Annotated in this window: 5 protein-coding genes; all 5 read left to right on the forward strand. The window is 64.4% G+C overall.

Annotated elements, in window-relative coordinates; translation table 11 throughout:
* The first annotated feature begins 202 nt into the window (after positions 1-202).
* The 5 genes from ACM6J5_RS08515 to ACM6J5_RS08535 all read left to right on the forward strand — a co-directional run bounded on the left by ACM6J5_RS08515 (position 203) and on the right by ACM6J5_RS08535 (position 26,438).
* Positions 203-937 (forward strand): thioesterase II family protein, encoded by a 735-nt coding sequence (locus ACM6J5_RS08515; RefSeq protein WP_095942523.1) that lies wholly within the window; start codon positions 203-205, stop codon positions 935-937.
* A 242-nt stretch (positions 938-1,179) separates the two neighbouring features.
* Positions 1,180-10,416 carry an amino acid adenylation domain-containing protein gene (locus tag ACM6J5_RS08520; protein WP_414928185.1) on the forward strand — a complete coding sequence of 3,079 codons (9,237 nt, stop codon included), beginning with the start codon at positions 1,180-1,182 and terminating at the stop codon, positions 10,414-10,416.
* A gap of 52 nt (positions 10,417-10,468) precedes the next feature.
* Entirely contained in the window at positions 10,469-11,527 is a 1,059-nt protein-coding gene (locus ACM6J5_RS08525) for a TauD/TfdA family dioxygenase (protein WP_095942525.1), read from the forward strand.
* 11 nt (positions 11,528-11,538) lie between these two features.
* Positions 11,539-14,637, forward strand: a complete 3,099-nt coding sequence (locus tag ACM6J5_RS08530) for a non-ribosomal peptide synthetase (protein WP_414928186.1) — start codon at positions 11,539-11,541, stop codon at positions 14,635-14,637.
* Positions 14,634-26,438: an amino acid adenylation domain-containing protein gene (locus ACM6J5_RS08535; RefSeq protein ID WP_414928187.1), complete on the forward strand. Its 11,805-nt coding sequence runs from the start codon at positions 14,634-14,636 to the stop codon at positions 26,436-26,438. The genes ACM6J5_RS08530 and ACM6J5_RS08535 overlap by 4 nt, the downstream gene beginning before the upstream one ends.
* Positions 26,439-26,470 lie beyond the last annotated feature (32 nt).

Raw genomic sequence — 26,470 nt, forward strand, 5'->3', positions numbered from 1 at the left:
CGAGCAGGCTCCCACAGTTGATCGGTGTACACAGTCCCTTGTGGGAGCGAGCCTGCTCGCGATAGCGGACTATCAGTCGACATCATTATTGCCTGACACACTGCTATCGCGAGCAGGCTCGCTCCTACAAGGGATCGCAATCCGGCTAATTCCGACTACACCTCATCCGTTCTCTTTACAGACAACTCTCGAGGAAATCCCGGTGACCCCGCTGACATTGCTGTGCCTGCCCTATTCGGGCGCGAGTGCCATGGTCTATAGCCGCTGGCGGCGCAAATTGCCGGAGTGGCTCAGGCTGCAACCGGTGGAACTGCCGGGGCGTGGCGCACGATATGGCGAGCCCTTGCACACCGACATGCGCCGCCTGGCGCTGCAATTGGCCCAGGAACAAAAAGCCACGCTGAAGGCGCCGTACGCGTTGTTCGGGCACAGCATGGGCGCGCTGCTGGCCTGCGAGATGGCCCATGCGTTTCGCTCGCTGGGTTGCCCGGAGCCGGTAGCGCTGTTCGCCTCGGGCACCGCCGCGCCTACGATGCGCGCCGAATACGACCGAGGCTTTGCCCAGCCTAAAAGCGACGCCGAACTGATCGAGCAACTGCGCACCCTCAACGGCACCAGCGAAGAGATCCTGGCCAACGAAGAGTTGATGAGCCTGACCCTGCCGGTGCTGCGTGCGGACTTCCTGCTCTGCGGGCGTTTCGAACCAGTGCAGCGCCCGTTACTCAAGTGCCCGGTGCACGTGCTCGGCGGCAAAACCGACCGCGCCACCGCCGAACAGTTGATCGGCTGGAGCCAGGAAACCCGTGGCAGCTTTTCGGTGGACATGCTGGCGGGTGGGCACTTCTTCATCCATGAGCAAGAAGCCAAGGTGCTGCGGGTGATCAAGGATCAGCTTGAGGTGCATCATCGACGGCATGGGTTGAAAGCAGTGGGCTGATCCGATTCATGCATCACCGCACACCTTGTAGGAGCGAGCCTGCTCGCGATGGCGGCATCACATTCAACTTGAATGTGTCTGACCCGCCGCTATCGCGAGCAGGCTCGCTCCTACAGGTTTTTTCATTGTTCTGTATTGCGCATTTCACCTCCCGCCTGATCCGCTAATTTTTCCCGCCTGCATTCGTTTTATAGGCACGACGCGCCTTTGCGCCTGCTGCCTACTGATGCGGATGCCGATAGATGAATGCTCAAGACTCCTTGAAACTTGCTCGCCGGTTTATCGGGTTGCCCCTGGAAAAGCGCCAGATGTTCCTTGCGGCCTTGCACAGGGAGGGCGTGGATTTCGCCCGTTTCCCGATTCCGGCCGGCATCGAGGCCGAGGATCGCCAAGCGCTGTCGTACGCCCAGCAACGCATGTGGTTTCTCTGGCAACTGGATCCCCACAGCGGTGCGTACAACCTGCCGGGCGCAGTACGGCTGACCGGGCGCCTGAACCTGTCGGCGCTGGAACAGGCATTCGCCAGCCTGGTGGCGCGGCATGAAACCCTGCGCACGGTGTTCGCCCGTCAGGCCGATGACAGCTTGCAGCAAGTGCCGGCCGCTGCGCCGCTGCGGATCGAACAGGTGGACTTCAGCGCATTGCCTGCCAATGAGCGCGAAGGTGCAGTGGCTGAAACCGCCGAACAGCAATCGGTACTGCCGTTCGATCTGTCGACCGGTCCGCTGCTGCGGGTGACCTTGCTCAAGCTCGCCGAGCAGGAACATGTCCTGCTGTTGACCCTGCACCACATAGTGTCCGACGGCTGGTCGATGAACGTGCTGATCGACGAATTCATCCGCTGCTACGACGCCTTCGATGCGGGCGCACAGCCGCAACTGCCAGCGTTGCCGATCCAGTACAGCGACTACGCCCTGTGGCAGCGCCGCTGGCTGGAGGCGGGCGAGCAGGCGCGGCAACTGGCGTACTGGCAGGCGCAATTGGGTGACGAACACCCGGTGCTGGAATTGCCCCTGGATCATTCGCGCCCGGCGATGCCGAGCTATCGCGGCACCCGCTACGAATTCGCGGTGGAGGCGCAACTGGCCGAGCAACTGCGCAGCACCGCGCAGAAACACAACATCACCCTGTTCATGCTGTTGCTCGGCGCCTTCAACACGTTGCTGCATCGCTACACCGGGCAAACCGACATCCGCGTCGGCGTGCCCATCGCCAACCGCAATCGCGCGGAAATCGAAGGCTTGATCGGCTTCTTCGTCAACACCCAGGTGCTGCGCACGCAACTGGACGGCCAGACCCGGGTTGATGACCTGCTGCGCACCATCAAGGAAACCGCCCTTGGCGCTCAGGCCCATCAAGACCTGCCGTTCGAGCGCCTGGTCGAAGCGCTGAAACTGGAACGCAGCCTCAGCCACACGCCTTTATTCCAGGCGATGTACAACCACCAGCCGCACGTGGCCGACATGGCGTCGGTCGGCACCGCGTCCGGCCTGGAGCTGGGCAGTATCGACTGGCAAAGCTGCACCACCCAGTTCGACCTGACCCTCGACACCTGGGAGAAGGGCGGCAAGCTGCACGCCGCGCTGACCTACGCCAGTGACCTGTTCGAGGCCGATACCATTGCACGCATGGCCGGGCACTGGACGCGCCTGTTGCAAGCGATAGTCGACGATTCGACGCAAAAAATCGGCGAGTTGCCGATGCTGACGGCAGCTGAGCAGCAAGTGCTGGTGCAAGACTGGAACCGCACCGCCGAGGTCTATCCGGTCGAACAGTGCATGCACCAGTTGATCCAGGCCCAGGCCCGCCGCACCCCCGGCGCGCCGGCGCTGGTGTTTGGCGAACGTCAGCTCAGCTACGCGCAACTCGACGCCCGCAGCAATCAACTGGCGCACTGCTTGCGCGAGCAGGGTGTTGGCCCGGATGTGCTGGTGGGCATCTGCGTCGAGCGTTCGCTGGAAATGGTCATTGGCCTGCTGGCGATTCACAAGGCCGGTGGTGCCTACGTACCGCTGGACCCTGAGTACCCGGCCGAACGCCTGGCCTACATGATCGAAGACAGCGCGATTGGCTTGCTGCTCAGCCAAAGCACCTTGATCGGCGCACTGCCTGCCGATGGCGTCAAGGTCATCGCCCTGGATCAGGAGCAGGATTGGCTCGACGGCTACAGCGAGACCTGCCCGCTGGTTGAAGTGCATCCGTTGAACCTGGCCTATGTGATCTACACCTCCGGCTCCACCGGCAAGCCGAAGGGCGCTGGCAACAGTCACGCGGCGCTGGTCAACCGCCTGTGCTGGATGCAGCAGGCTTACGGGCTGGATGGCAGCGACTCGGTACTGCAGAAAACCCCGTTCAGTTTCGATGTGTCGGTGTGGGAGTTTTTCTGGCCGCTGATGACCGGCGCGCGCCTGGTGGTGGCGCCGCCGGGGGCGCATCGTGAACCGGCGCAGTTGATCCGCCTCATCACTGACTACCGCATCAGCACGCTGCACTTTGTGCCGTCGATGCTCCAGGCGTTCATCCACGAGCCGGGTGTCGAGGCTTGTACCGGCCTCAAGCGCATCGTCTGCAGCGGTGAAGCCTTGCCGCTGGATGCCCAATTGCAGGTGTTCAAAAAACTGCCGGGCGCAGGCTTGTACAACCTGTATGGCCCGACCGAAGCGGCCATCGACGTCACCCACTGGACCTGCATCGACGAAGGCGCCGACAGCGTGCCCATCGGCCGGCCCATCGCCAACCTGCGCACCCATGTGCTGGATGCGCAATTGCTGCCGGTTCCGGCTGGCGTGGCGGGGGAGTTGTACCTCGGCGGTGCCGGTCTGGCGCGCAGTTATCACCGGCGTCCGGCGCTCAGCGCCGAGCGGTTCGTGCCGTGCCCCTTCCATGACGGCGCGCGCTTGTACCGCACCGGCGACCGCGTGCGCCAGCGTGCCGATGGGGTGATCGAATACCTCGGGCGCCTCGACCATCAAGTCAAATTGCGTGGCCTGCGCATCGAGCTGGGGGAGATCGAAACCCGCCTGATGCAGCATGCCCTGGTGCGCGAGGCCGTGGTGTTGGTGCAGGGTGGCAAGCAGCTGGTGGCGTATCTGGTGCTGGAAAATCCCGATGCCGATGAGCAGTGGCCACAAACCCTCAAGGCCTGGCTGCTCGGCGGCCTGCCGGAATACATGGTGCCCACCTACCTGATGCCGCTGGATGCCTTGCCGGTGACCGCCAACGGCAAGCTTGACCGCAAGGCCTTGCCGCCACCCGACGCCGTGCCGCAACAGGCATTCGTCGCACCGCAAGATGCAATGCAGACCGCGTTGGCGCAGATCTGGCAGGACGTTTTGGACCTGGAACGCGTGGGGCTTGAAGACAATTTCTTCGAGCTTGGCGGCGACTCGATCATTTCCATTCAGGTGGTCAGCCGCGCCCGTCAGGCTGGCATTCGCCTCAGCCCCCGCGACCTGTTCCAGTACCAGACCGTGCGCAGCCTGGCATTGGTCGCGGTGTTCGACAGCCGCAGCACTGTCGATCAAGGCCCGGTCAGCGGCGAAGTGAGCCTGACTCCGGCGCAGCATTACTTCTTCGAACAGGCCATCGCCCAGCGTCGGCACTGGAATCAGTCGCTGCTGCTGACGCCCCGGGAAGCGTTGAATCCTGAGACGTTGGAACAGGCGTTGGTTACCGTCATCAACCACCACGACGCCTTGCGCCTGCGCTTCGTCGAAGGTGCCGAAGGCTGGCAACAGCACCACGCAGCGCCAGTCGAATCAGCTGGATTGTGGCAGCGTCAGGCGTCTTCGACCGATGCCTTGACCGCCCTGTGCGATGAGGCGCAACGCAGTCTCGATCTGGCAAACGGGCCGCTGCTGCGTGCCTTGCTGGTCAGCCTCGACGATGGCAGTCACCGCCTGCTGCTGGTGGTCCATCACCTGGCAGTGGACGGGGTGTCGTGGCGGGTGTTGCTCGAAGATTTGCAACAGGCTTACCGGCAAGTGGCGCTGCCTGAGAAAACCAGCGCCTACCAAACCTGGGCCGCGCACCTGCAACAGTATGCTGGCACCGTGCCTGGGCAAATGCCGTACTGGCAGTCGCAACTGGCGGATGCCCGGGACCTGCCGTGTGACAACCCCCAGGGCAGCTTGCAGCAGCGCCACGGGCACAAGATCGAGTCGATATTGGACGCCGAGCTGACCCGCCTGTTGCTGCAACAGGCCCCGGCGGCCTATCGCACCCAGGTCAATGATCTGTTGCTCACGGCGCTGGCGCGGGTCATCTGCCGCTGGAGCGGGCAGGGCTCGACGTTGATCCAGCTGGAAGGCCACGGCCGCGAAGAGCTGGGCGACGACATCGACCTGAGCCGTACCGTCGGCTGGTTCACCAGCCTGTTTCCGTTGCGCCTGCAACCCGAAGCCGGGGCGGCGAATTCGATCAAGTCGATCAAGGAACAACTGCGCGCCATTCCCGGCAAAGGCCTGGGCTACGGCTTGCTGCGTTATCTCGGTGAACCGGCACAGCGTCAGGCCCTGCAAGACCTGCCGACGCCTCGGATCACCTTCAACTACCTGGGGCAGTTCGACCGTCAGTTCGACGACGCCGCGCTGTTGGTCCCGGCCCCGGAAAGCGGTGGCCAGGCCCAGGGCGACGATGCGCCGCTAGCCAACTGGCTGGCCGTGGAAGGCCAGGTGTATGGCGGGCAGCTCTCGCTGCAATGGGGTTTCAGCCGTGAAATGTTTGCCGAGTCCACCGTGCAACGACTGGCCGACGCCTACACCGAAGAACTCAAGATGCTGATCGAACATTGCTGCACGACAGCGGCAGGCCAGGTCACGCCGTCGGACTTCCCGCTGGCGCGCATCACCCAGGCACAACTCGATGCCTTGCCTGTTGCGGCGCCGGCCATCGAGGACGTTTACCCGCTGACGCCGATGCAGCAGGGCATGCTGTTCCACACCCTGTACGAACCCCAGGCCGAGGCCTACATCAATCAATTGCGCCTGGACATCCACGGCCTGGAACTGGCGGCGTTCGGCCGGGCCTGGCAGGCGGCGATCAACCGGCATGACATCCTGCGCAGCAGCTTCCACTGGCTGGGGCTTGAGTGCGCGCATCAGGTGATTCATCGCCAGATCGACCTGCAACTGCAAGTGATCGAAGCGGCCGACATCGACCTCGATGCACTGGCCGCCGAGGAGCGCAGCCGTGGCTTTGAACTCGGCACCGCGCCGTTGTTCCGCCTGCTGCTGGTGCGTCGGGGCAGTGAAGACTGGCACTTGATCCATACCAGCCACCACATCCTCATGGACGGCTGGAGCAACGCCCAGTTGCTCGGTGAAGTGATCCAGCACTATGCCGGCCAGACCTTGGCCAGGCCGTTGGGGCAATACCGCGACTACCTCGGCTGGATTCAACAGCAGCCGCTGCTGCCCGCCGAGCAGTTCTGGAAGCAGGCGCTGGCGCCGCTGGAAACGCCGACGCTGCTGGCGCAAGCCTTGCCGACGCCCGCCGATGGGCGCGGCATGGGCGAACATCAATTGACCCTTGAAAGCGCCGCGCTACAGCGCCTGAGCGATTTCGCCCGCCAGCAGAAAATCACCCTCAACACCTTGTTGCAAGGCGCCTGGGGCCTGCTGTTGCAGCGCTACACCGGCCAATCCTGCGTGGCCTTCGGCGCAACGATTGCCGGGCGTTCCGCGCCATTGCCTGGCATCGAGCAGCAGTTGGGGCTGTTCATCAACACCTTGCCGATCATCGCCGCGCCGCAGGCCGGGCAGTCGGTGGCCCAGTGGCTCAACGACCTGCAAGCCCTGAACCTGAGCCTGCGCGAGTTCGAGCATGTGCCGCTGTACGACATTCAGGGCTGGGCAGGGCAACAGGGGGCGCTGTTCGACAGCCTGCTGGTGTTCGAGAACTTCCCGGTGGCCGAAGCCCTCAAGCAGGGCGCACCGGCAGGCCTGACCTTCGGCACGCTGCGCAATCACGAAATCACCAGTTACCCGCTGACCCTGGGCATCGAAGTCGGCGTCAGCCTGCGTCTGGATTTCAGTTTCGACCGCACCCGGTTCAGTGCAGCGCAGATCAGTCAGTTGGGCGCCAGCCTGTTGCAGGTGCTGGAGCAGTTCGTCGCACAGCCCCAACAAGCACTGGGCGCGATCAGCCTGCTGGATCCTGAGGCCCAAGCAAACATACTGGCATTTTCCCGTCCGCCTGCGCCGTCAATCGATAGCCCGTTGCTGGCCCATCAGCGCTTCGAGCAACAAGCGGCCCGCACCCCCGATGCGCTGGCGGTGATGGTCGGTGACGAGCGCCTGACCTACGCCCAACTCAATGCGCAAGCCAACCAGCTCGCCCATCGCCTGCGCGCCCAGGGTGTGGCGCCGGGGCAGCGGGTTGGCCTGTCGGTGCGGCGCAATGCGCAGATGATCGTCAGCCTGATGGCGATCCTCAAGTCCGGCGCCGGGTATGTGCCGCTCGACCCGGATTACCCGGCCGAGCGCCTGGCCTACATGATCGAAGACAGCGGCATCGACCTGCTGCTGGCGCAACCGGGCCTGCTGGCCGATGTAGCGCTGCCGCAAGGTTTGCCACGCCTGGCGCTGGAGCCTGGCGCAGACGCGGGGTATTGCACCGACAACCCGGTCAACCTCGCCAGCGCCGAAGACCTCGCCTACCTGATCTACACCTCCGGCTCCACCGGACGGCCGAAAGGCGTGTGCCTGGCCCATGCCGCACTGCGCGAGTTTTGCGTGATTGCGTCGGACTATTCACAACTCACCGCGCAAGACCGCGTGTTGCAGTTCGCCACGTTCAGCTTCGACGGCTTTGTCGAGCAGTGCTACCCGCCATTGTGCGTGGGTGCGGCGCTGGTGATGCGCGGCGATGAGCTGTGGGACACCGACACCCTCTATCGCCAGATCATCGAACAGGGCGTGACCCTGGCGGATTTGCCGGCGGCGTACTGGTTCCTGCTGGCTCAGGAGTGGGCCGCGCAATCGCAGCGGGACAAGGGGCGTTTGCGCCAGGTCCACGTCGGCGGCGAAGCCATGTCGCTGGAAGGCCTGAAGCTGTGGCACGCCGCCGGTTTGGGCGATGTGCGCCTGCTCAACACCTACGGGCCGACCGAAGCCACGGTGGTGTCCAGTACCCACGCATGCACGCTGGCCGATACCCGCAACCACATCGGCGTACCCATCGGTAAAGCGCTGCCGGGTCGCGCACTGTATGTGCTGGACAGCGAGGGCCATCTGCTGCCGACCGGTTGCGTCGGCGAATTGTGCATCGGCGGCGACGCCGGCCTTGCCCAGCGCTATCACCAGCGACCGGGCTTGAGCGCCGAGCGCTTCATCGCCGATCCGTTTTCCGCCACACCGGGTGCGCGGCTGTACCGCAGTGGCGACCTGGCGCGTTATCGCGAAGACGGCGCGCTGGAATACCTGGGGCGCATCGATCACCAGGTGAAAATTCGCGGTTTCCGCGTCGAGCTGGGTGAGCTGGAAGCGCACCTGCAAGGCCTGCCGATGATCAGCGAAGCCGCAGTGCTGGTGCACGAAGGCGTTGGCGGCAAGCAATTGATCGGCTATGTGGTGCCGGCCGATGCCGAGCGGCTGCCGGCGGATGCGCGTCAACTCACCGACACCGTGCGTCGCGCTCTGGGCGAACGCCTGCCGGACTACATGCTGCCGGCGCAACTGGTGTTGCTGGCGGCGTTGCCGCTCAACCGCAACGGCAAACTCGACCGCGCCGCGTTGCCGGCCCCGCAGGTCTGGGAGGCCGAACTCGGCAGCGCCCCGCAAGGCGCACTGGAAATCGAACTGGCGCAGATTTGGCGGCAGGTGTTGCGGGTCAATCGCGTCGACCGGGAAAACAGCTTCTTCGAATTGGGCGGGCATTCGTTGCTCGCGACGCAGATCGTCTCGCAGATCCGCCAGCGCCTGGGCCTGTCGGTGAGCCTGCGCAGCCTGTTCGAGCATCCGCGCCTCGAGGATTTCGCCGCTCAGGTGCAGGCGCTGCAACACAGCTGTGAACGCCCGGCGCTGGTGGCGGACACCTCTGGCGAGCGCCAGCCGTTGTCCTTTGCCCAGCAGCGCCTGTGGTTCCTGTGGAACCTGGAGCCGGACAGTTCGATGTACAACATGCCGGGTGCCTTGCGCCTGCGGGGCGAACTGAATCTCGACGCCCTGCGCCAGACCTTCGAAACCCTGGTGCAGCGTCATGCAGTATTGCGCACCACCTTCTACGAGGAAGACGGCCAGACCTGGCAGCGGGTCCACGGGCAGTTGCCGTTGAGCTTCGAGGCCAGCGACCTGCGGCATCGGCCAGCACCGGACGTCGAAGCGCAGCAACTGGCCCGCGAGGAAGTCGCCCGACCATTCGACCTGCGCCACGGTCCGTTGCTGCGGGTGCGGGTGCTGCGGGTCGCGGATGATCAGCGTGTGCTGTTGCTGACGGTGCATCACATCGTCGCCGATGACTGGTCGTTCCGCGTGCTGATCAATGAATTCATCACGCTGTATCCAACCCTCAACCGTGGCCAGACCCCGCAACTGCCGGCGCACAGCGTGCAGTACGCCGACTTCGCCAAATGGCAGCGCCAGTGGCTGGAGCAGGGCGGTGAGTTGCAACGCCAGCTCGACTACTGGCAGCAGCGCCTTGCCGAGCCACAGGCGGTGCTGGAGTTGCCCGCCGATGGCGACCGGCGCACGGCGCAAGAGGGTGCCAGTGCCCATTTCACCTTCAGCGACGAACTCAGCCGGCAGTTGCGCGACTTTGCCCAGCAACGCGATTTGTCGCTGTTCATGCTGCTGCTGGCCGGTTTCACCCTGGTCCTGCGCCAGCGTACCAAGGTCAGTCGGGTGCGCATCGGCACCGATATCGCCAACCGAAATCAAGCCGAGCTTGAAGAAATGGTCGGCTTCTTCGTTAACCAATTAGTACTGCAAGTGGAGGTCGATGCCGAGCAGTCGGCGGCACAGTTGCTGGAGGCCTGTCGCCGGGCGGTGCTGGAGGCTTCGGACCATCAGGACCTGCCGTTCGAGCGTCTGGTGGAAGCCTTGCGCCTGCCGCGCCGGGCCGGTCGTTCGCCGCTGTTCGACATCAAGCTGATCTACCAGGAAGGCGTCGGTCGCCTGCCGTCGATGGAGGGCCTGCAGGTCGAGGACTTCCCGTCCGGGCGCCAGGCCGCCGAGATCGGCATGGTCGCTGCGTTCTACAACGATGCCGAGCACATTCACTTGAGTTTCGAAACGCCGGTGGGCCAGTACCTGCCGAGCACGCTGGAGTCTTTGTTCGAACAGATCCGGGCGGTGCTCGAAGCGCTGATACGCGCTGACGGGGTGCAGGTCGGTGAGTTGCTGGACCTGGCGGCTGATGTGCAACGCCTTGCCGATGCGCGCGTGAACGAGCAACGCAAGGCCCTGCTCGGCGGTGCCATGGCGATCAAGCGTCGCTCGGCGAACCGTGGCGCGCCGGAGCGGCAAACCGCAGCGGACTGATTCAGTCGGCGGCGCCCTTGAGCGCCGCCGTCAACATTTTCTGGAGGGGTTTATGACCGTTTCAACGACCAAGTCCATGCCCAGGATGGGCCGTGGTGCCCGCAAAAGCCTGTCCACCGATCCGACGCGGCTGGTGAGTTTTGCGCCGATGTTCGAAGGCCTCAGCATGCCGCTGGTGTGCCGTCCGGCCGTGTCCGGCGTGAGCCTGGTGGAATGGGCGAGCCAGAATCGCGCGCTGATCGAAAGCAAGCTGCTGGAACACGCGGTGATCCTGTTCCGTGGCTTCCAGGTGGCCGATATCGGCGAGTTCAACCGTTGCGTCGACGGGATTTCCGGCGGCGCCCTGGAGTACCTGTTCCGCGCCTCGCCACGGACCCAGATCAGCGGCCAGTTCAAGATCTACAGCTCCACCGATTACCCGGCGGCGGAGAAAATTTTCCCGCACAACGAACACTCGTATTCGCCGGTGTTCCCGCGTCACCTGTATTTCTACTGCGACACGCCGTCGACCACCGGCGGTGAAACCCCCTTTGGCGATACCCGCCGGATCCTCGCGCGGATCGACCCGGCGGTGCGCGAAGAATTTACCCGCAAACGCATCATGTACGTGCGCAACTACGGCGACGGCATGGGCCTGCCATGGCAGACGGTGTTCCAGAGCGAGGACCGCGCAGAAGTCGAGGCCTACTGCGCAAAAATCGGCATCCAGGCCGAATGGAAACCGGGCAACCGCCTGCGCACCCGGCAGAACGGCCCGGCCATCGTGCGCCATCCACTGAGCGGCGAGCGCATCTGGTTCAACCACGGCACCTTCTTCAACGCACTGACCCTGCCGGACAGCATCCGCGACAACCTGCTGCGTGAATTCGGCCCGCAGGACCTGCCACAAAACACCTTCTTCGGCGACGGCTCGCCGATTCCCGAGGATGTGATTCGCCACCTGCAAGGCATCTACCGCGAGGTGATGGTCGAGTTCGCCTGGGAGAAGGGCGACGTGGTCCTGCTCGACAACATCCTCAGCGTGCATGCGCGCAACGAATTCACCGGCTACAGAAAAATCCTCACGGCCATGGCCATCGCGCAGAAAAGCGCCGACCTGGATCAGGAATAAGGACATCCGACATGAACACCACCGCCCTCGAACCTTCGGTAGACGTATTCCAGACTTCGGCCCAGCAGGCCTTTTATTTGCGTGCCCAGGCGCTGGGCGCTCGGCCGCTATTCGCCGCGCTGACGTTGCCGGTCGCCCGGCCAGTGGACGCCCTGGCGTTGCGCACGGCACTGGAAACCCTCGGTCGGCGCCATGAAATCCTGCGCACGCTGTACCGCCGCCTGCCGGGCATGAAGTGGCCGGTGCAAAGCCTGTGCGATGCCTTGCCGGTCACGTTGCTGGGCAACCAGCCTTCGCTGGACGAGGCCTTGAGCCGCAGCCGTGAAGTCATGGTTGAAGATTCGAGCAAGGCGCTGGTGGTGGCGCAGGTTGAAGACCAGGCAGGGCAGTCTTTCATCACCCTGCTGACCCCAGCGTGCAGCTTCGACGAGGCCTCGCTGCGGGTACTCTCGGCCGAGCTTGCCAGTCTGTTGCGCGGCGAAACCCTGGTCGAAGACGAGGACGCGCTGCAATACCTGGACTACAGCGCCTGGCAGGAAGAACTGCGCGAAGAAGACATCGGCCACCAGGGCGCCGCGTTCTGGCGCAACCTGCAACAGCAGTTCGCCGTGGCCCACCGTTTGCCGTTCGAAAAAACCGTTGAAGTGTCCCTGGCTCGCCGTCAGGTCACGCTCAGCGATGCCACCTGGTACGCCGGGGTACAACGACTGGCTGATGAGTCGAACGTCGAGGCACCTCAGGTCGCGTTACTGCTGTGGAGCGCATTCGTGGCGCGCATCGGCCAACAGGAAAAAGGCCTGATCGGCTGGCAGGTGGACGGTCGCAACGAGCAGACCGCCGCCACCCTCGGGCGTTTCGCCCGGCGTTTGCCGGTGGCCTTCGAATACCGCAGCCAGCAGACTCTGGCGCAAGCCTTGGCAACCTTTGCCGCCAGCGTCGAACAGTCGCTGTCGTGGCTCGATTGCCTCAATGAATTTGAATTGAGCACCGAAGGCACCGCGCCGCTGCGTTACGGCTTCGTCCATCAGGCTGGCGAAGAGGCCGCAATCGAGGTGGACGACGGCAACCCGGAAGTCCTGCGCTTGCGAGTGCTGGGCGATCAGTTGCAGTTGTCGTGTCTCGACGGTGCGTTGCCTGAATCGATGCTGGCCGAGTGGCTGGGGCAGTTTGCCGAGTTCAGTCGGCAACTGTTGGCGTCGCCCGAACTGACCCTGGCCGGGGCTGATCTGGTCAGTGCCGCGCAGCGGACCCGTCTGATCGAAGGCTTCAATCCGAACGCCACCGAGCAGGTTTTGCCGTGCCAGTTCCTGCACGAGTTGTTCAGTGAACAGGCGCGCCTGCATCCGCAACGCATCGCCCTGAGTGTCAACGGCCAGCGCCTGACCTATGCCGAACTGGATGCGCACTCCAACCAAGTGGCCAATACCTTGCGCGCCCAAGAGGTGGCGGCGGATGAAATCGTTGCGGTCTACGGTCAACGTTCTCTGGAGATGGTTATCGCCCTGTTGGGCACGCTCAAGGCTGGCGCTGCGTACCTGCCACTGGACCCGAACTACCCGATCGAGCGCCTGGCGTTCATGCTCGCCGACACCGGCGCGCGCCAGGTACTGGCCTGCCAGCCGCTGCCAGACGCGTTGCACAGTGAGCGTGTGGTTTCCCTGATGCCGGGGGCTGAAGTCTGGTCCGCCGCGCAATCCGAACCTGCGCCTCAGGGCGACAGCGCCAACCTGGCCTACGTCATCTACACCTCCGGTTCCACCGGCAAGCCCAAGGGCGTGATGATCAGTCATGCCAACGCCGTGGCCTCGACCCTGGCGCGTACGGCGTTTTATCGCCAGCCACTGCGCGCATTCCTGATGCTCTCGTCGTTCTCCTTCGACAGCTCGGTGGCCGGGGTTTTCTGGGCGCTGGGGCAGGGCGCGACCCTGTGCCTGCCGGACGAAGACAACTACAAGGATCCGGCCCGACTGGCCGAGTTGATCCAGCGCGAAGAGATATCCCACTACCTGACCCTGCCGTCCTACCACGCGCAGATTCTCGAGCAACTCGACCAGCAGGCACTGGCCTGTGTGATCGTCGCTGGCGAAGCCTGCGGCAACGCACTGGTGCAGCGACATCGCGAGGCATTGCCGGGGGTGGCGCTGGTCAACGAATACGGCCCGACCGAAGGCACCGTGTGGTGTTCGGCCTGGGAACTGCCGCTTGACCAGGACGATGACAGCATCCCGATCGGCCAGCCGATTGCCGGCATGCGCCTCCACGTGCTCGGTCCGGACCTGCAACCGGTGGCCGTGGGCGTCGAAGGCGAGCTGTATGTCGGTGGCGCCGGCATCGCCCGGGGTTATCTGCAACGGGCCACGCTGACGGCCGAGCGTTTTGTCCCCGACCTGTTCGCGAAGGCGGCGGGCCAGCGTCTGTATCGCACCGGCGACCTGGCGCGCTATCGCGCCGATGGCGTGCTGGAGTATCTGGGCCGGGTCGACCATCAAGTGAAAATCCGCGGCTTCCGCATTGAGCTGGGGGAAATCGAGTCGGCCATGCGCAACGCGCCGGGCATCGAGGACGCCGCCGTGATTGCCCACGAAACCCCGACCGGTCCGCAACTGCTGGGCTTCGTGGTGTCCCCGGCCGACACCGCCGAGATCCGCCTCAACGAATTGCGCAGCCATCTGGCCGAGGCGCTGCCCGAGCACATGCAGCCGGCGCGCTTGCAGGTGCTGGAGCGTTTCCCGCTGATGCCCAACGGCAAACTCAATCGCCAGGCCTTGTTCGATCTCGATGTGCGCCGCCGCGTCTTTGTCGCGCCGCGCAACGACCTGGAAAAGACCCTGGCGGCGATCTGGGTCGAAGCGCTGCAGGTCGAGCGCGTCGGTGTGCACGACAACTTCTTCGAACTCGGCGGGCACTCGCTGCTGGCCACGCGCATTCGTGCGCGGATTCAGGAAGAACTGAACCTGGCGATCCCGCTCAAGCTGTTTTTCGACGGTGACACCCTGGAGCGACTGGCGGCGGAAATCGAGCAGTTACACCAGCACAGTGAACACAAAGAAAACGATGTAGACGCCCTTGAAGCGTTGTTTGACGAAGTGGATGAGGAACACGCGCGATGAGTGCCGCACCGGACAGAATGATGACCCTGGCCCAGCGTTTCTGCGGCTTGAGCGCGGACGCCCGGCGTGCGTTGCAACAGAAGATGCATGCCCAGGGGCTGACCCTGGAACTGCTGCCGATCCCGCCACGGGACCGCGCCGTCGACACGCTGCCGGCGTCCTACGCGCAGCAGCGCTTGTGGTTCCTCTGGCAGATGCAGCCCCAGGCCACTGCCTACAACCTGACCGGTGCCTTCCGCCTGAGCGGTGAGCTGAACCCTGAGGCGCTGGCGCAAACCCTGGACGCGCTGGTACAGCGTCACGAAGTACTGCGCACCACCTTCGTCTTCGATGAGCAGCAAGTGCTGCAAAAGATTCACCCATGGATGGATGCGCCGCTGGTGGAAGTCAGCGCTGGCGACGAGGCCGAACTGCAACGGCAGATCGCCCTGAACGCCGAGCAGCCATTCGATCTGCACAGCGGTCCGTTGATGCGCTGCCGCTTGATCCGCCTCGATGCGCAGCAACATGTGCTGGTGCTGACCTTCCACCACATCGTCACCGACGGCGGCTCGCTGCCGATCCTGTTGCAGGAGTTCACCCGGCTCTATGCGCAGTTCAGTACCGGGCAGTCTGCGCAGCTGCCGGAGTTGGGCATCCAGTACGCCGACTTCGCCCGCTGGCAGCGCCTGTGGCTTGAGGCAGGCGAGGCCGAACGCCAGTTCAATTACTGGCGCGAACAGTTGGGGCACGAGCATCCGCCACTGAACCTGCCGACCGACCGTCGTCGCCCGGCGATCCCGAGCCAGAAGGGGGCCAGCGTCGAGCTGGAAATCTCCACTGCGTTGACCGCCCAACTGCGGGATCTTGCCCGCCGCGAAGGCTGCACCTTGTTCATGCTGCTGATGGCGGCATTGCAAACGCTGTTGCACCGCTACAGCGGCGAACAGGACATCCGCGTCGGCGTGCCGATTGCCAACCGCACTCGCCAGGACGTCGAGAACCTGCTGGGCTTTTTCGTCAACACCCAGGTCCTGCGTAGCCAGCCACGGGCCGACCAGCCGTTCGGGCAATTGCTGGCCGAGATCAAGGCCGCGGCACTCGGCGCACAGGCCCATCAGGACCTGCCGTTCGAGCAACTGGTCGATGGCCTGGGGGTGGAACGCAGCCTGAGCCACACGCCGCTGTTCCAGGTGATGTTCAACCACCAGCGCGACAGTGGCGGCCCGCAACGCTGGGACCTGCCGGGGCTGAACGTCGAACCGCTGATCTGGGATGAAAAAACCACCAAGTTCGACCTGATGCTCGACACCGTCGAGGGCGACGAGGGCATCCGCGCGTCGTTCGTCTACGCCACCGAACTGTTCGACGCCTCGACCATCGAGCGCCTCGGCCGGCATTGGCTGAACCTGTTGCAGGCGATTTGCACTGACAGCACGGTTGCCCTGGCGGACTTGTGCATGCTCGACGCCGCCGAGCAGCAGGCGACCTTGCTCGACTGGAATCGCACTGCCGGGTTGACCAGCGATCAGGCGAACCTGCTGTGCGCCCATCAACTGATCGAAGCCCAGGCTGCCGCGCACCCGAACAACATCGCCGTGACCTGCGACGGCGTCACCCTCACTTACGCCGAACTGAACCGCCGCGCCAACCGTATCGCCCACCGTCTGCGCGAGCGCGGCGTCGGCCCGGACGTGTTGGTGGGCATCGCCCTGGAGCGTTCGCTGGAGATGATCGTCAGCCTGCTGGCGATCCTCAAGGCCGGTGGCGCCTACGTGCCGCTGGACCCGCAATATCCGCAGGATCGCCTGGCCTACATGCTCGCCGACAGCGGTACGTACCTGTTGCTGACCGATTCCGCGCTGTTGCCGCGCCTGCCTTTGAACGAACAGATCGAAGTGATCTGCCTCGATCACGCCAGCGACTGGCTGTTTGAAGCCAGTGCCGACAACCTGCCGAACCTGACCGCGCCAGCGAACCTGGCCTACGTCATCTACACCTCCGGCTCCACCGGCAAACCGAAAGGCACGCTGCTGCCCCACGGCAACCTGACGCGCCTGTTCAGTGCCACGCAACACTGGTTCGGTTTCAACGCCGACGATGTCTGGAGCCTGTTCCATTCCTATGCCTTCGACTTTTCCGTGTGGGAAATCTTTGGTGCGTTGTTCTACGGCGGCAAACTGGTGGTGGTGCCGCATGCGGTCAGCCGCTCCCCGGAAGACTTCGCCCGTTTGCTCAGCGACGAGCGCGTCACTGTGCTGAACCAGACGCCGTCGGCCTTCCGCCAGTTGATGCCGTTCGCCTGCGCCAATGCGCAAAACCTGTCCCTGCGTTATGTAGTGTTCGGCGGCGAGGCGCTGGACGTGGCCAGCCTGCGTCCGTGGTACGACGCCTTCGACGACCGGCAGCCGTTGCTGATCAACATGTACGGCATCACCGAAACCACGGTGCACGTGACCTACCGACCGCTGTCCCGCGCCGACCTCGACGGCGCCAACAGCTCGCCGCTGGGCGAGCCGATCGCTGATCTGCGCTGGTACGTGCTCGACCCGCGCCTGAACCCGGTGGCCAAGGGTTGCGTCGGTGAGTTGTACGTCGGCGGTGCTGGCCTTGCTCGCGGTTATCACCAGCGTGCCGACCTGACCGCCACGCGGTTTGTCCCGGACCTTTTCGCCACCGAGTCGGGCGCGCGGCTGTACCGCACCGGCGATCTGGCGCGGTATTGCGCCGATGGCAGCATCGAGTACGCCGGGCGTATCGACCATCAAGTGAAGATCCGTGGCTTCCGCATCGAACTGGGGGAAATCCAGGATCGCCTGCAAAGTCATCCGGTCATCGAGCAGGCGCTGGTGCTGGCGCCCGAGGTCAATGGCAGCCCGCAACTGGTCGCATGGTTCACCGCGACCGGCGACGACAGCGATTTGCGTCAGTCCCTGCGCGAACATTTGCAGGCCGGTCTGCCGGAATACATGGTGCCGGCGCATCTGATCAAACTCGACCGATGGCCGCTGACCGGCAACGGCAAGCTGGATCGCGGTGCATTGCCCAAGCCTGACGCGGCGCTGGCGCAGCAGGCTTACACGGCACCGATGGATGCGCTGCAAACCGAATTGGCGGCGATCTGGCAGGACGTGCTCAAGCTCGAGCGCGTAGGCATCGACGACAACTTCTTTGAGCTGGGCGGCGACTCGATCATCTCGATCCAGGTGGTCAGCCGTGCGCGTCAGGCCGGGATTCGCATCACCCCCCGGGACCTGTTCCAGCACCAGACCGTGCAGAGCCTGGCGAAGGTCGCGGTACGCAGCGCCGGGTTGCTCATCGACCAGGGGCCGGTGCGTGGCGAGGTGCTGCTGACGCCGATCCAGCACTGGTTCTTCGAGCAGGACATCGAAGCCCGTCATCACTGGAACCAGTCGCTGCTGTTGGAACTGCGTGAACCACTGGACAGCGCCAACCTGCAACAGGCCTTGGCCGCGTTAGTGGAGCATCACGATGCATTGCGCCTGCGTTTGCGCAATGTCGACGGCGTCTGGCAGCAGGCTCAAGCCGAGCAGTGGAACAGCGCCGAGGTGCTGTGGCAGCGCCAGGCCGCCAATGCCGATGAATTGCTTGAGCTGTGCAACGCCGCGCAAGCCAGCCTGAATCTGCAGGACGGCCCGCTGTTGCGCGCCTTGCTGGTGGACATGGGCGCGGCGGGCCAGCGCCTGCTGCTGGTAGTGCATCACCTGGCGGTGGACGGCGTGTCCTGGCGGTTGCTGCTGGAAGATTTGCAAACGGCCTACCAGCAGGCGCAGCAAGCCCAACCCCTGCGTCTACCAGCGAAAACCAGCGCCTATCAGACCTGGGCCGCTCGCCTGCAATCCCATGCGCAAAGTGCTGTATTGGCCAGCCAGGCCAGTTACTGGCAAGACCAGTACCGCGACGTGCAAGTTGAACTGTCCGCCGAAAACCCCCAGGGCAGCCTGGCCAGCCAGCACGCCGTGAGCGTGGAAACGCTGCTCGACAGCACCTTGACCCGGCAATTGCTGCAAGATGCTCCAGCGGCTTACCGCACCCAGGTCAACGACCTGTTGCTGACGGCGCTGGCGCGAGTGCTGGGCCGATGGACCGATCAGCCGTCGACCCTGGTGAAACTGGAAGGCCATGGTCGTGAGGACCTGTTCGACGACATCGACCTCACTCGCACCCTGGGCTGGTTCACCTCGATTTTTCCGGTGAAACTCACTCCGGCCACTGATCTGGCCGGCAGCATCAAAGTGGTCAAGGAACAGCTGCGCGCCGTGCCCGACAAAGGCATCGGCTTCGGCATCCTGCGCTATCTGGCCGACGCCGGCCTTGAGGATCTGCCGTCACCGCAAGTCACCTTCAACTACATGGGCCAGTTCGACGCCAGCTTCGACGAGCAGGCGCCGTGGCGCCCGGCCAAGGAAAACGGTGGCGCCGAGCAGGGCGCATCGGCCGAACTGGACCGGGGGCTGAGCATCAACGGCCAGGTCTACGCCGGGCAATTGCGCCTGAGCTGGACCTTCAGCGGTGACGTGTTCAACCCGCAGACCGTGCAGCGTCTGGCCGATGCCTACGCCCTGGAACTGCAACAGCTGATCGAACATTGCCTGAGCGGTGCCGGCGGCCTGACCCCGAGCGATGTGCCGCTGGTGCGCGTCGATCAGGCGCAGCTGGATGCCTTGCCGCTGGCGGCCAGCCGGATCGAAGACATCCTGCCGCTGTCGCCGATGCAGCAAGGCATGCTGTTCCACAGCCTGTTCGCCCCGGATGCCGGGGCCTACATCCCGCAGATGCGCGTGGATGTGCAGGGTCTCGACGTCGAGGCGTTCCGCGATGCCTGGCAACAGACGCTGCAGCGCCATGAAGTGCTGCGCGCGGCGTTCTTCAGTGAAAGCAACGGCTCGCGGCCGCTGCAAGTGATCCTCGCCGACGCCACGCTGCCGCTGACTGTGCTCGACTGGCGCGATCAAACCAAGGTGACCGAAGCGCTGGATCGCCTGGCGGAGGACGACCGTTTGCGCGGTTTCGACCTGACGGTGGCGCCGTTGCTGCGCCTGACGTTGGTGCAGACCGCCGCTGACCGCCATCACCTGATCTTCACCAATCACCACATCCTGCTGGACGGCTGGAGTACCTCGCAGTTGTTCGGCGAAGTGCTGCAACGCTACTCCGGTGTCATACCGGCGCCAGTCGTTGGCGGATATCGCGATTACATGACCTGGCTGGGCAGCCGTGATCGCGCCACATGCGAAGCGTTCTGGCTGGAGCAATTGCAGTCGTTCACCGAGCCGACCCGTTTGGCCGGCGCCTTGCCAGGACCGGTTGCAGGGCAGAGCGATGCTCATCGCACCCTGCACCTGAGCCTGGACCGCGCGGCCACCGAACGCCTGAGCGGCTTTGCCCGTCAGGCCCGCGTCACGCCCAACACTCTGCTGCAAGCGGCGTGGCTGTTGCTGTTGCAGCGCTACACCGGGCAGCAGACTGTGGCGTTCGGCGCCACAGTGTCGGGGCGTCCGAGCGAGTTGCAAGGCATCGAGCAGCAGATCGGTCTGTTCATCAACACCTTGCCGGTGATCGCCACACCGCACCCCGAGCGCACGGTCAGCCAATGGATCGATGAAGTCCAGGCGCTCAACCTCAGGTTACGCGAAGTCGAATACACGCCGCTGGCAGATGTGCAGCGCTGGGCCGGTCATTCTGGCGAGGCGCTGTTCGACACACTGCTGGTGTTCGAAAACTACCCGGTGGCGCAAGCGCTGGAGCAGGGTAACGCCAGTGCGCTGAAGTTCTCCGGTATCAGTAACCACGACCAGACCAGCTTCCCCTTGGCCATCGCCGCCGAGCTGGGTGAATGCCTGGACTTGCGTTTCAACTACGACACGGCGCTGTTCAGCGCCGAAGCCATCGAAGGCTTGAGCGCACGTCTGCTGGCGTTGCTCGATGCCATGGTCCGTGCGCCACAGCAGCCATTGGGGCGCCTGAGCCTGCTCGATGCCGAACAAACGGCGCAGCAGGTCGAAGGCTTCAACCGCACCGCGCAGGCCTGGCCGGATGTGCGCCCGGTCTACCAGTGCTTCGAAGCCCAGGCGCTGCAAACCCCGCAGGCCCCGGCCCTGGTGTTTGCCGGCCAGACCCTCAGCTATCGCGAGCTCAACCAACAGGCCAACCGGCTGGCGCACTACCTGCGCAGCCAGGGCGTCGGCGCCGAAGTGCTGGTGGGCATTGCCGCCGAGCGTTCGCTGGAGTTGGTGATCGGCCTGCTGGCGATCATGAAGGCCGGTGGCGCCTATGTACCGCTGGACCCGGACTACCCGCGCGAACGCCTGGAACACATGTTCAAAGACAGCGGCGTACACCTGCTGCTGACCCAACGGCATTTGCTGCAGCAGTTGCCGATTCCAGCCGCCACCACCGCGATCTGCCTGGACGACATGGCGCCGTTGCTCGAAGGCCGCAGCGAAGAAAACCTGCCCTGCGCGGTCGAGCTGCAATCGCTGGCCTACATGATTTACACCTCCGGCTCCACCGGCAAACCCAAGGGCGCGGCCAACCGTCACGATGCCTTGTACAACCGCCTGGCGTGGATGCAGGGCGCTTATCCACTGGACGGGCGCGACACCGTGTTGCAGAAAACCCCGTTCAGTTTCGACGTGTCGGTCTGGGAGTTTTTCTGGCCATTGATGACCGGCGCACGCCTGGCCGTGGCCGCACCGGGTGCCCATCGCGATCCGGCGCAACTGGTCAGCCTGATCGAGCAGTACCGGGTCAGCACCCTGCATTTCGTGCCGTCGATGTTGCAGGCGTTTGTCCAGGGAGAAGGCTTCGAGCGTTGCGCCAGCCTGCGGCAGATCCTGTGCAGCGGCGAAGCCCTGTCGGCAGACTTGCAGCACAGCCTGTTCCGCGTGCTGCCGAACGTTGGCCTGTACAACCTGTACGGCCCGACCGAAGCGGCCATCGACGTGACCCACTGGACCTGTGTCGACGACGGCGCCGTCAGCGTCCCGATCGGTTATCCGATTGCCAACCTGGTGACCTACATCCTCGACGACAGCCTGCAACCGCAAGTGCAAGGTTGCGTGGGTGAGCTGTACCTGGGCGGCATCGGCCTGGCCCGTGGTTACCACAACCGTCCGGGCCTGACCGCCGAGCGCTTTGTCGCCAGCCCGTTCGGTTTACAGGGCGAGCGCCTGTACCGCACCGGCGACCTGGCGCGTTACCGCGAGGACGGCGTAATCGATTACGTCGGGCGCATCGACCATCAAGTGAAGATCCGCGGCCTGCGCATCGAGCTGGGGGAAATCGAAGCCTGCCTGCTGGAACATCCGTCCGTGCGCGAAGCGGTGGTCATTGCCCTCGATGTCGGCAAGTCCAAACAACTGGTGGCTTACGTCATCGGCGATGCCGACCTTGAGCCACTCAAACAACACCTGCGCAACGCGTTGCCCGAGCACATGCAGTCGAGTCATCTGTTGCTGCTCGATCAGTTGCCGGTGACACCCAACGGCAAACTCGACCGCCGCGCGCTGCCACAGCCAGACCAGCAGGTGCGCGAGTACGTGGCGCCGCGCAATGCCGTGGAGGCGACATTGCAAGCGGTGTGGCAGGCGTTGTTCGAAGTGCCGCAGATTGGTATGCAGGACAATTTCTTCGAACTGGGCGGTGATTCCATCGTCTCGATTCAGGCCGTCAGTCGCGCACGCAAGGCCGGGTTGAGCATTTCACCCAAGGATGTGTTCAGCCATCCGACCATCGCCGAACTGGCCTCGGTCGCTCAACCGGTCGGGGAGGATCAAGCTGTACCGACTGTGTTCGCACCGACAGCAAAAATCGAACTGAGTGACACGCAATATCAGGCGCTGGAACTGACGGCGGACGAAGTCGAGGATGTTTATCCGCTGTCGCCGATGCAGCAGGGCATGCTGTTCCACTCGGTGCAGGACGGCGACTCGGGGCTGTACGTCAACCAGATCGAAGTGGGCGTGCGCGGGGTTGATGGCGCGCGTTTCCGTGAAGCCTGGGCCGACACCGCGCGGCGTCACGGGATTCTGCGCACCGCATTCCTCTGGGAAGGCGACAGGGAACCGCTGCAAGTGGTGCTGCGTGATGCGCTGTCATTGCTCACCGAACTGGACTGGCGTGGTCTGGATAATCAGCCCGGGCGTGTGCGCCAACTGGCCCTCGAGGAGCGCGAACGTGGCTTCTCGTTGAACCGCGCACCCTTGTTGCGCCTATTGTTGGTGCGCCTGGAGGACGACCGCTATCGCCTGATCTGGACCTATCACCACATCCTCATGGATGGCTGGAGCGTTTCGCGCCTGATCGGTGAAGTGCTGCGTCATTACAGCGGTGATGAGCACGAACCGGTGGCCGCTTATCGTGACTACATCCATTGGCTCGGCCAGCAAGCCGCCGAGGCCAGCGAGGCGTTCTGGAAAGGCAAACTGAGCAACCTGGAAGGCGCCACCCACATGGCCCGCGCCTTGTCGGTCAAGGCGCCGCAAGCCGGTTATCACGCGATCTACACGCACCTGAGTGCCGGGCAGACCGCGGGTCTGCAGGCCTTTGCCCAGCAACAGCAAGTGACCCTCAACACCCTGGTGCAAGCCGCATGGCTGCTGCTGTTGCAGCGCTACACCGGCCAGCGCACGGTGACCTTCGGCGCCACCGTGTCCGGCCGCCCGGAAACCCTCAACGGCTCGGAGAACATGCTCGGGCTGTTCATCAACACCTTGCCGGTGGTCAGCACGGTGCCGACCGAAACCAGCGTCGGCGATTGGCTGCGCGATATCCAGGCCTACAACCTCGACATCCGCGACTTCCAGCAAACCCCGCTCAGCGATATCCAGCGCTGGGCCGGGCAGGGCGGGCAGTCGTTGTTCGACAGCATCATCGTCTTCGAAAACCAGCCGGTGGACCGCACCCTGCGCGAGTGGAACGGCGACTCGCTGCGCTTCGAAGACGTCTCCGACTTCGGCCTGACCAGCTTCGCCATGGACCTGATGGTCAGCCTCGACGAAGGGCTGCGCATTGAGTACATGCACCAGCGCGACCAGTTCGATCTGGCCACCGTCGAAGTCCTGCGCGGCCACATGGAAAGCCTGATGCTGCGTCTGTGCGACGACGCCGGGCGCGCCGTCGGTGAGCTGGGCCTGCTGACCCTGGACGAAGGCCGGGCGCTGGACGGCGAGCTGCCGGTGATGGCCGAGGGGGGCGAGACGCCGGTGCACGAGCTGATCCGCCAGCGTGCGCGACTGCAACCGGAGCACACGGCGCTGGTGCTCAGTCATGCCGAGCGTGACGCCGAGCAGTTGAGCTACGCCGAGCTGGACCGTCGCTCCGACGCTTTGGCGGTGCATCTGCTGGAACGGGGCGTGCAGGCCGAAGACGTGATCGGCGTGTTCATGGAGCGCTCGCTGGAGCTGGTGGTGTCGCTGCTGGCGGTGATGAAGTGCGGTGCCGCCTATGTGCCGCTGGACCCGCAATACCCGCAGGAACGCCTGCGCTACATGATGGCCGACAGCGACATGCGTCTGCTGCTGACCCAGGAGCGGCTGCGCGATAGCGCACAACTCAATCCGGGCACAACGATGGTCGCCGTGGATCGCTTGAACCTTGATGTCGATGTGACGCTGCCTTCGTGTTCCGTGCACGCCGAGCAATTGGCCTACCTGATCTACACCTCGGGCTCCACCGGTAAGCCGAAAAGCGTCGCCGTGTCCCACGGGCCGCTGAGCATGCACGTGCAAGCCATCGCCGAGCTGTACGAGATGGACCCGGACAATCGCGAACTGCATTTCATGTCGTTCGCCTTCGACGGTGCCCATGAACGCTGGATCACCGCGCTGATCAGCGGCTCGACCCTGGTGATCCGCGACAAAACCCTGTGGACCGCCGAACAGACCCTGGCGGTGCTGCACCGCCAGCGCATCAGCGTCGCCTGCTTCCCGCCGGCGTACCTGCTGCAACTGGCCGAGCACGCCGAACTGCAGGGCGGCGATCCGCCGCCGGTGCGCATCTATTGCTTCGGTGGCGATGCGGTGCCGGACGCCACCTTCGAACGGGTCAAGCACACCCTCAAGCCACAATACTTGGTCAACGGCTACGGTCCGACGGAAACCGTGGTCACGCCGTTGCTGTGGAAAATCGCCGCCGACGGCCACTGCCAGGCGATGTACGCGCCGATTGGCCAACGCGTCGGCGCCCGCAGCCTGCACGTGCTGGACATGGACCTCAACCCGTTGCCGGTGGGCATGGTCGGCGAGCTGTATATCGGCGGACGGGGTGTCGCGCGCGGCTACCACCGTCACCCGTGGCAGTCTGCCGAGCGCTTCGTCGCCGACCCGTTCAGCGCCGAGGGCGGGCGCCTGTACCGCACCGGCGACCTGGTGCGCCGGCGCGAAGATGGCGTGTTCGATTACGTCGGGCGCATCGACCATCAGGTCAAGGTGCGCGGCTTCCGCATCGAATTGGGCGAAATCGAAGCCCGTTTGCGCGAGCAGGCCGGGGTCAACGATGCGTTGGTAGTGGTGCGGGACAACGGCCAGGGGCCGCAACTGGTGGGCTACGTGGTCGCGGCGCAAGACGATGGCCTCGGCCCGCGTTGCCAGGCGGCATTGCGCGAAAGCCTGCCCGACTACATGGTGCCGACGCAGGTCGTGGTGCTGTCGCGCTTCCCGCTGACCCCGAACGGCAAGCTCGACCGCAAGGCCCTGCCGGACCCGGCCTTCAGCGGTCGCGAATACATGGCCCCGCGCACGCCGCTGGAATGGGCGCTGGCGGAGATCTGGCAGCAGGTATTGGGTATCGAGAAGGTCGGCATCACCGACAACTTCTTCGAGTTGGGCGGCGATTCGCTGCGCACACTCAAGGTGATCTCGAAAGTCCGCGCCCTGAACGAGCCTGACTTCCAGCTCAAGCTGCGGGACATGATGGCCAAACCGACGATTGCCGGGTTGTCCGGAGTCGATGAACAGCCCGTGCGGCAGAGTCCGCAACCGCTGTTGCTGCTCAACCAGGTGGCGAATGTTCAGCCGCCGCTGTTCTGCCTGCACGCCGGTTTCGGCACGGTGTTCGACTACGAGCCACTGGCCCGGCGCCTGGAGGGGGAGCGCACGGTGTACGGCGTGCAATGCCGGATGCTGCTCGACCGGCAATGGCACGACACCTCGCTTGCGCAGATGGCCGCCGACTACGTCGAGGCAATCCGCGCCCGGCAACCCCAGGGGCCGTACCACGTGTTGGGCTGGTCGCTGGGCGGGGCGTTGGCGTTGCTGGTGAGTGACCTGTTCGAACAGCAGGGCCAGCGTGTGGCATTCGTCGGTCTGGTGGACAGCTTTGTACCGACCCAGGCCAATGCCGTGGCCAGCCCGGATGAGTGGCGTACGGATCTGGCCGAGTTCCTCGGTGCAACTTTGGGCATGGATGGCGAGGTGATTGCCCGGGTGTTGACTACCGAATCGGCAGGGGACCACGACGCGGTGGCGCGGATCATTCGCGCGGTGATCGACGGCCAAAGCGATCAGGCCAGCGGTTACGCGCTGCTCGGCGCCGACGAACTGGCCCAGACGTTCATGGTCAGCACGCGCTTGAAGGCGCTGTCGCGGCAGGTCGAAAGCCTGCCGATTGCGCAAGCCGAACTGCATTGCTGGTGGGCCGATGGCAACCCGACGGCCGAACGCGCGACCCTGGAGCGTCAGCAACCACGGGTGCGCAAGGTGCAAACGGTGATGGCCGGCCACTTCGATATCCTGCAGCAGGATGAGTGCCTGGACGCCGTGGTGGCGGCGCTAGGCCGGGAGGTGGTGGCGCAGATCTAGGGCTTACCCGCGACAAAAACAGGCTCGCCCTA

The organism is Pseudomonas sp. IT-P74 (genome assembly GCF_949768175.1).
Lineage (GTDB): Bacteria > Pseudomonadota > Gammaproteobacteria > Pseudomonadales > Pseudomonadaceae > Aquipseudomonas.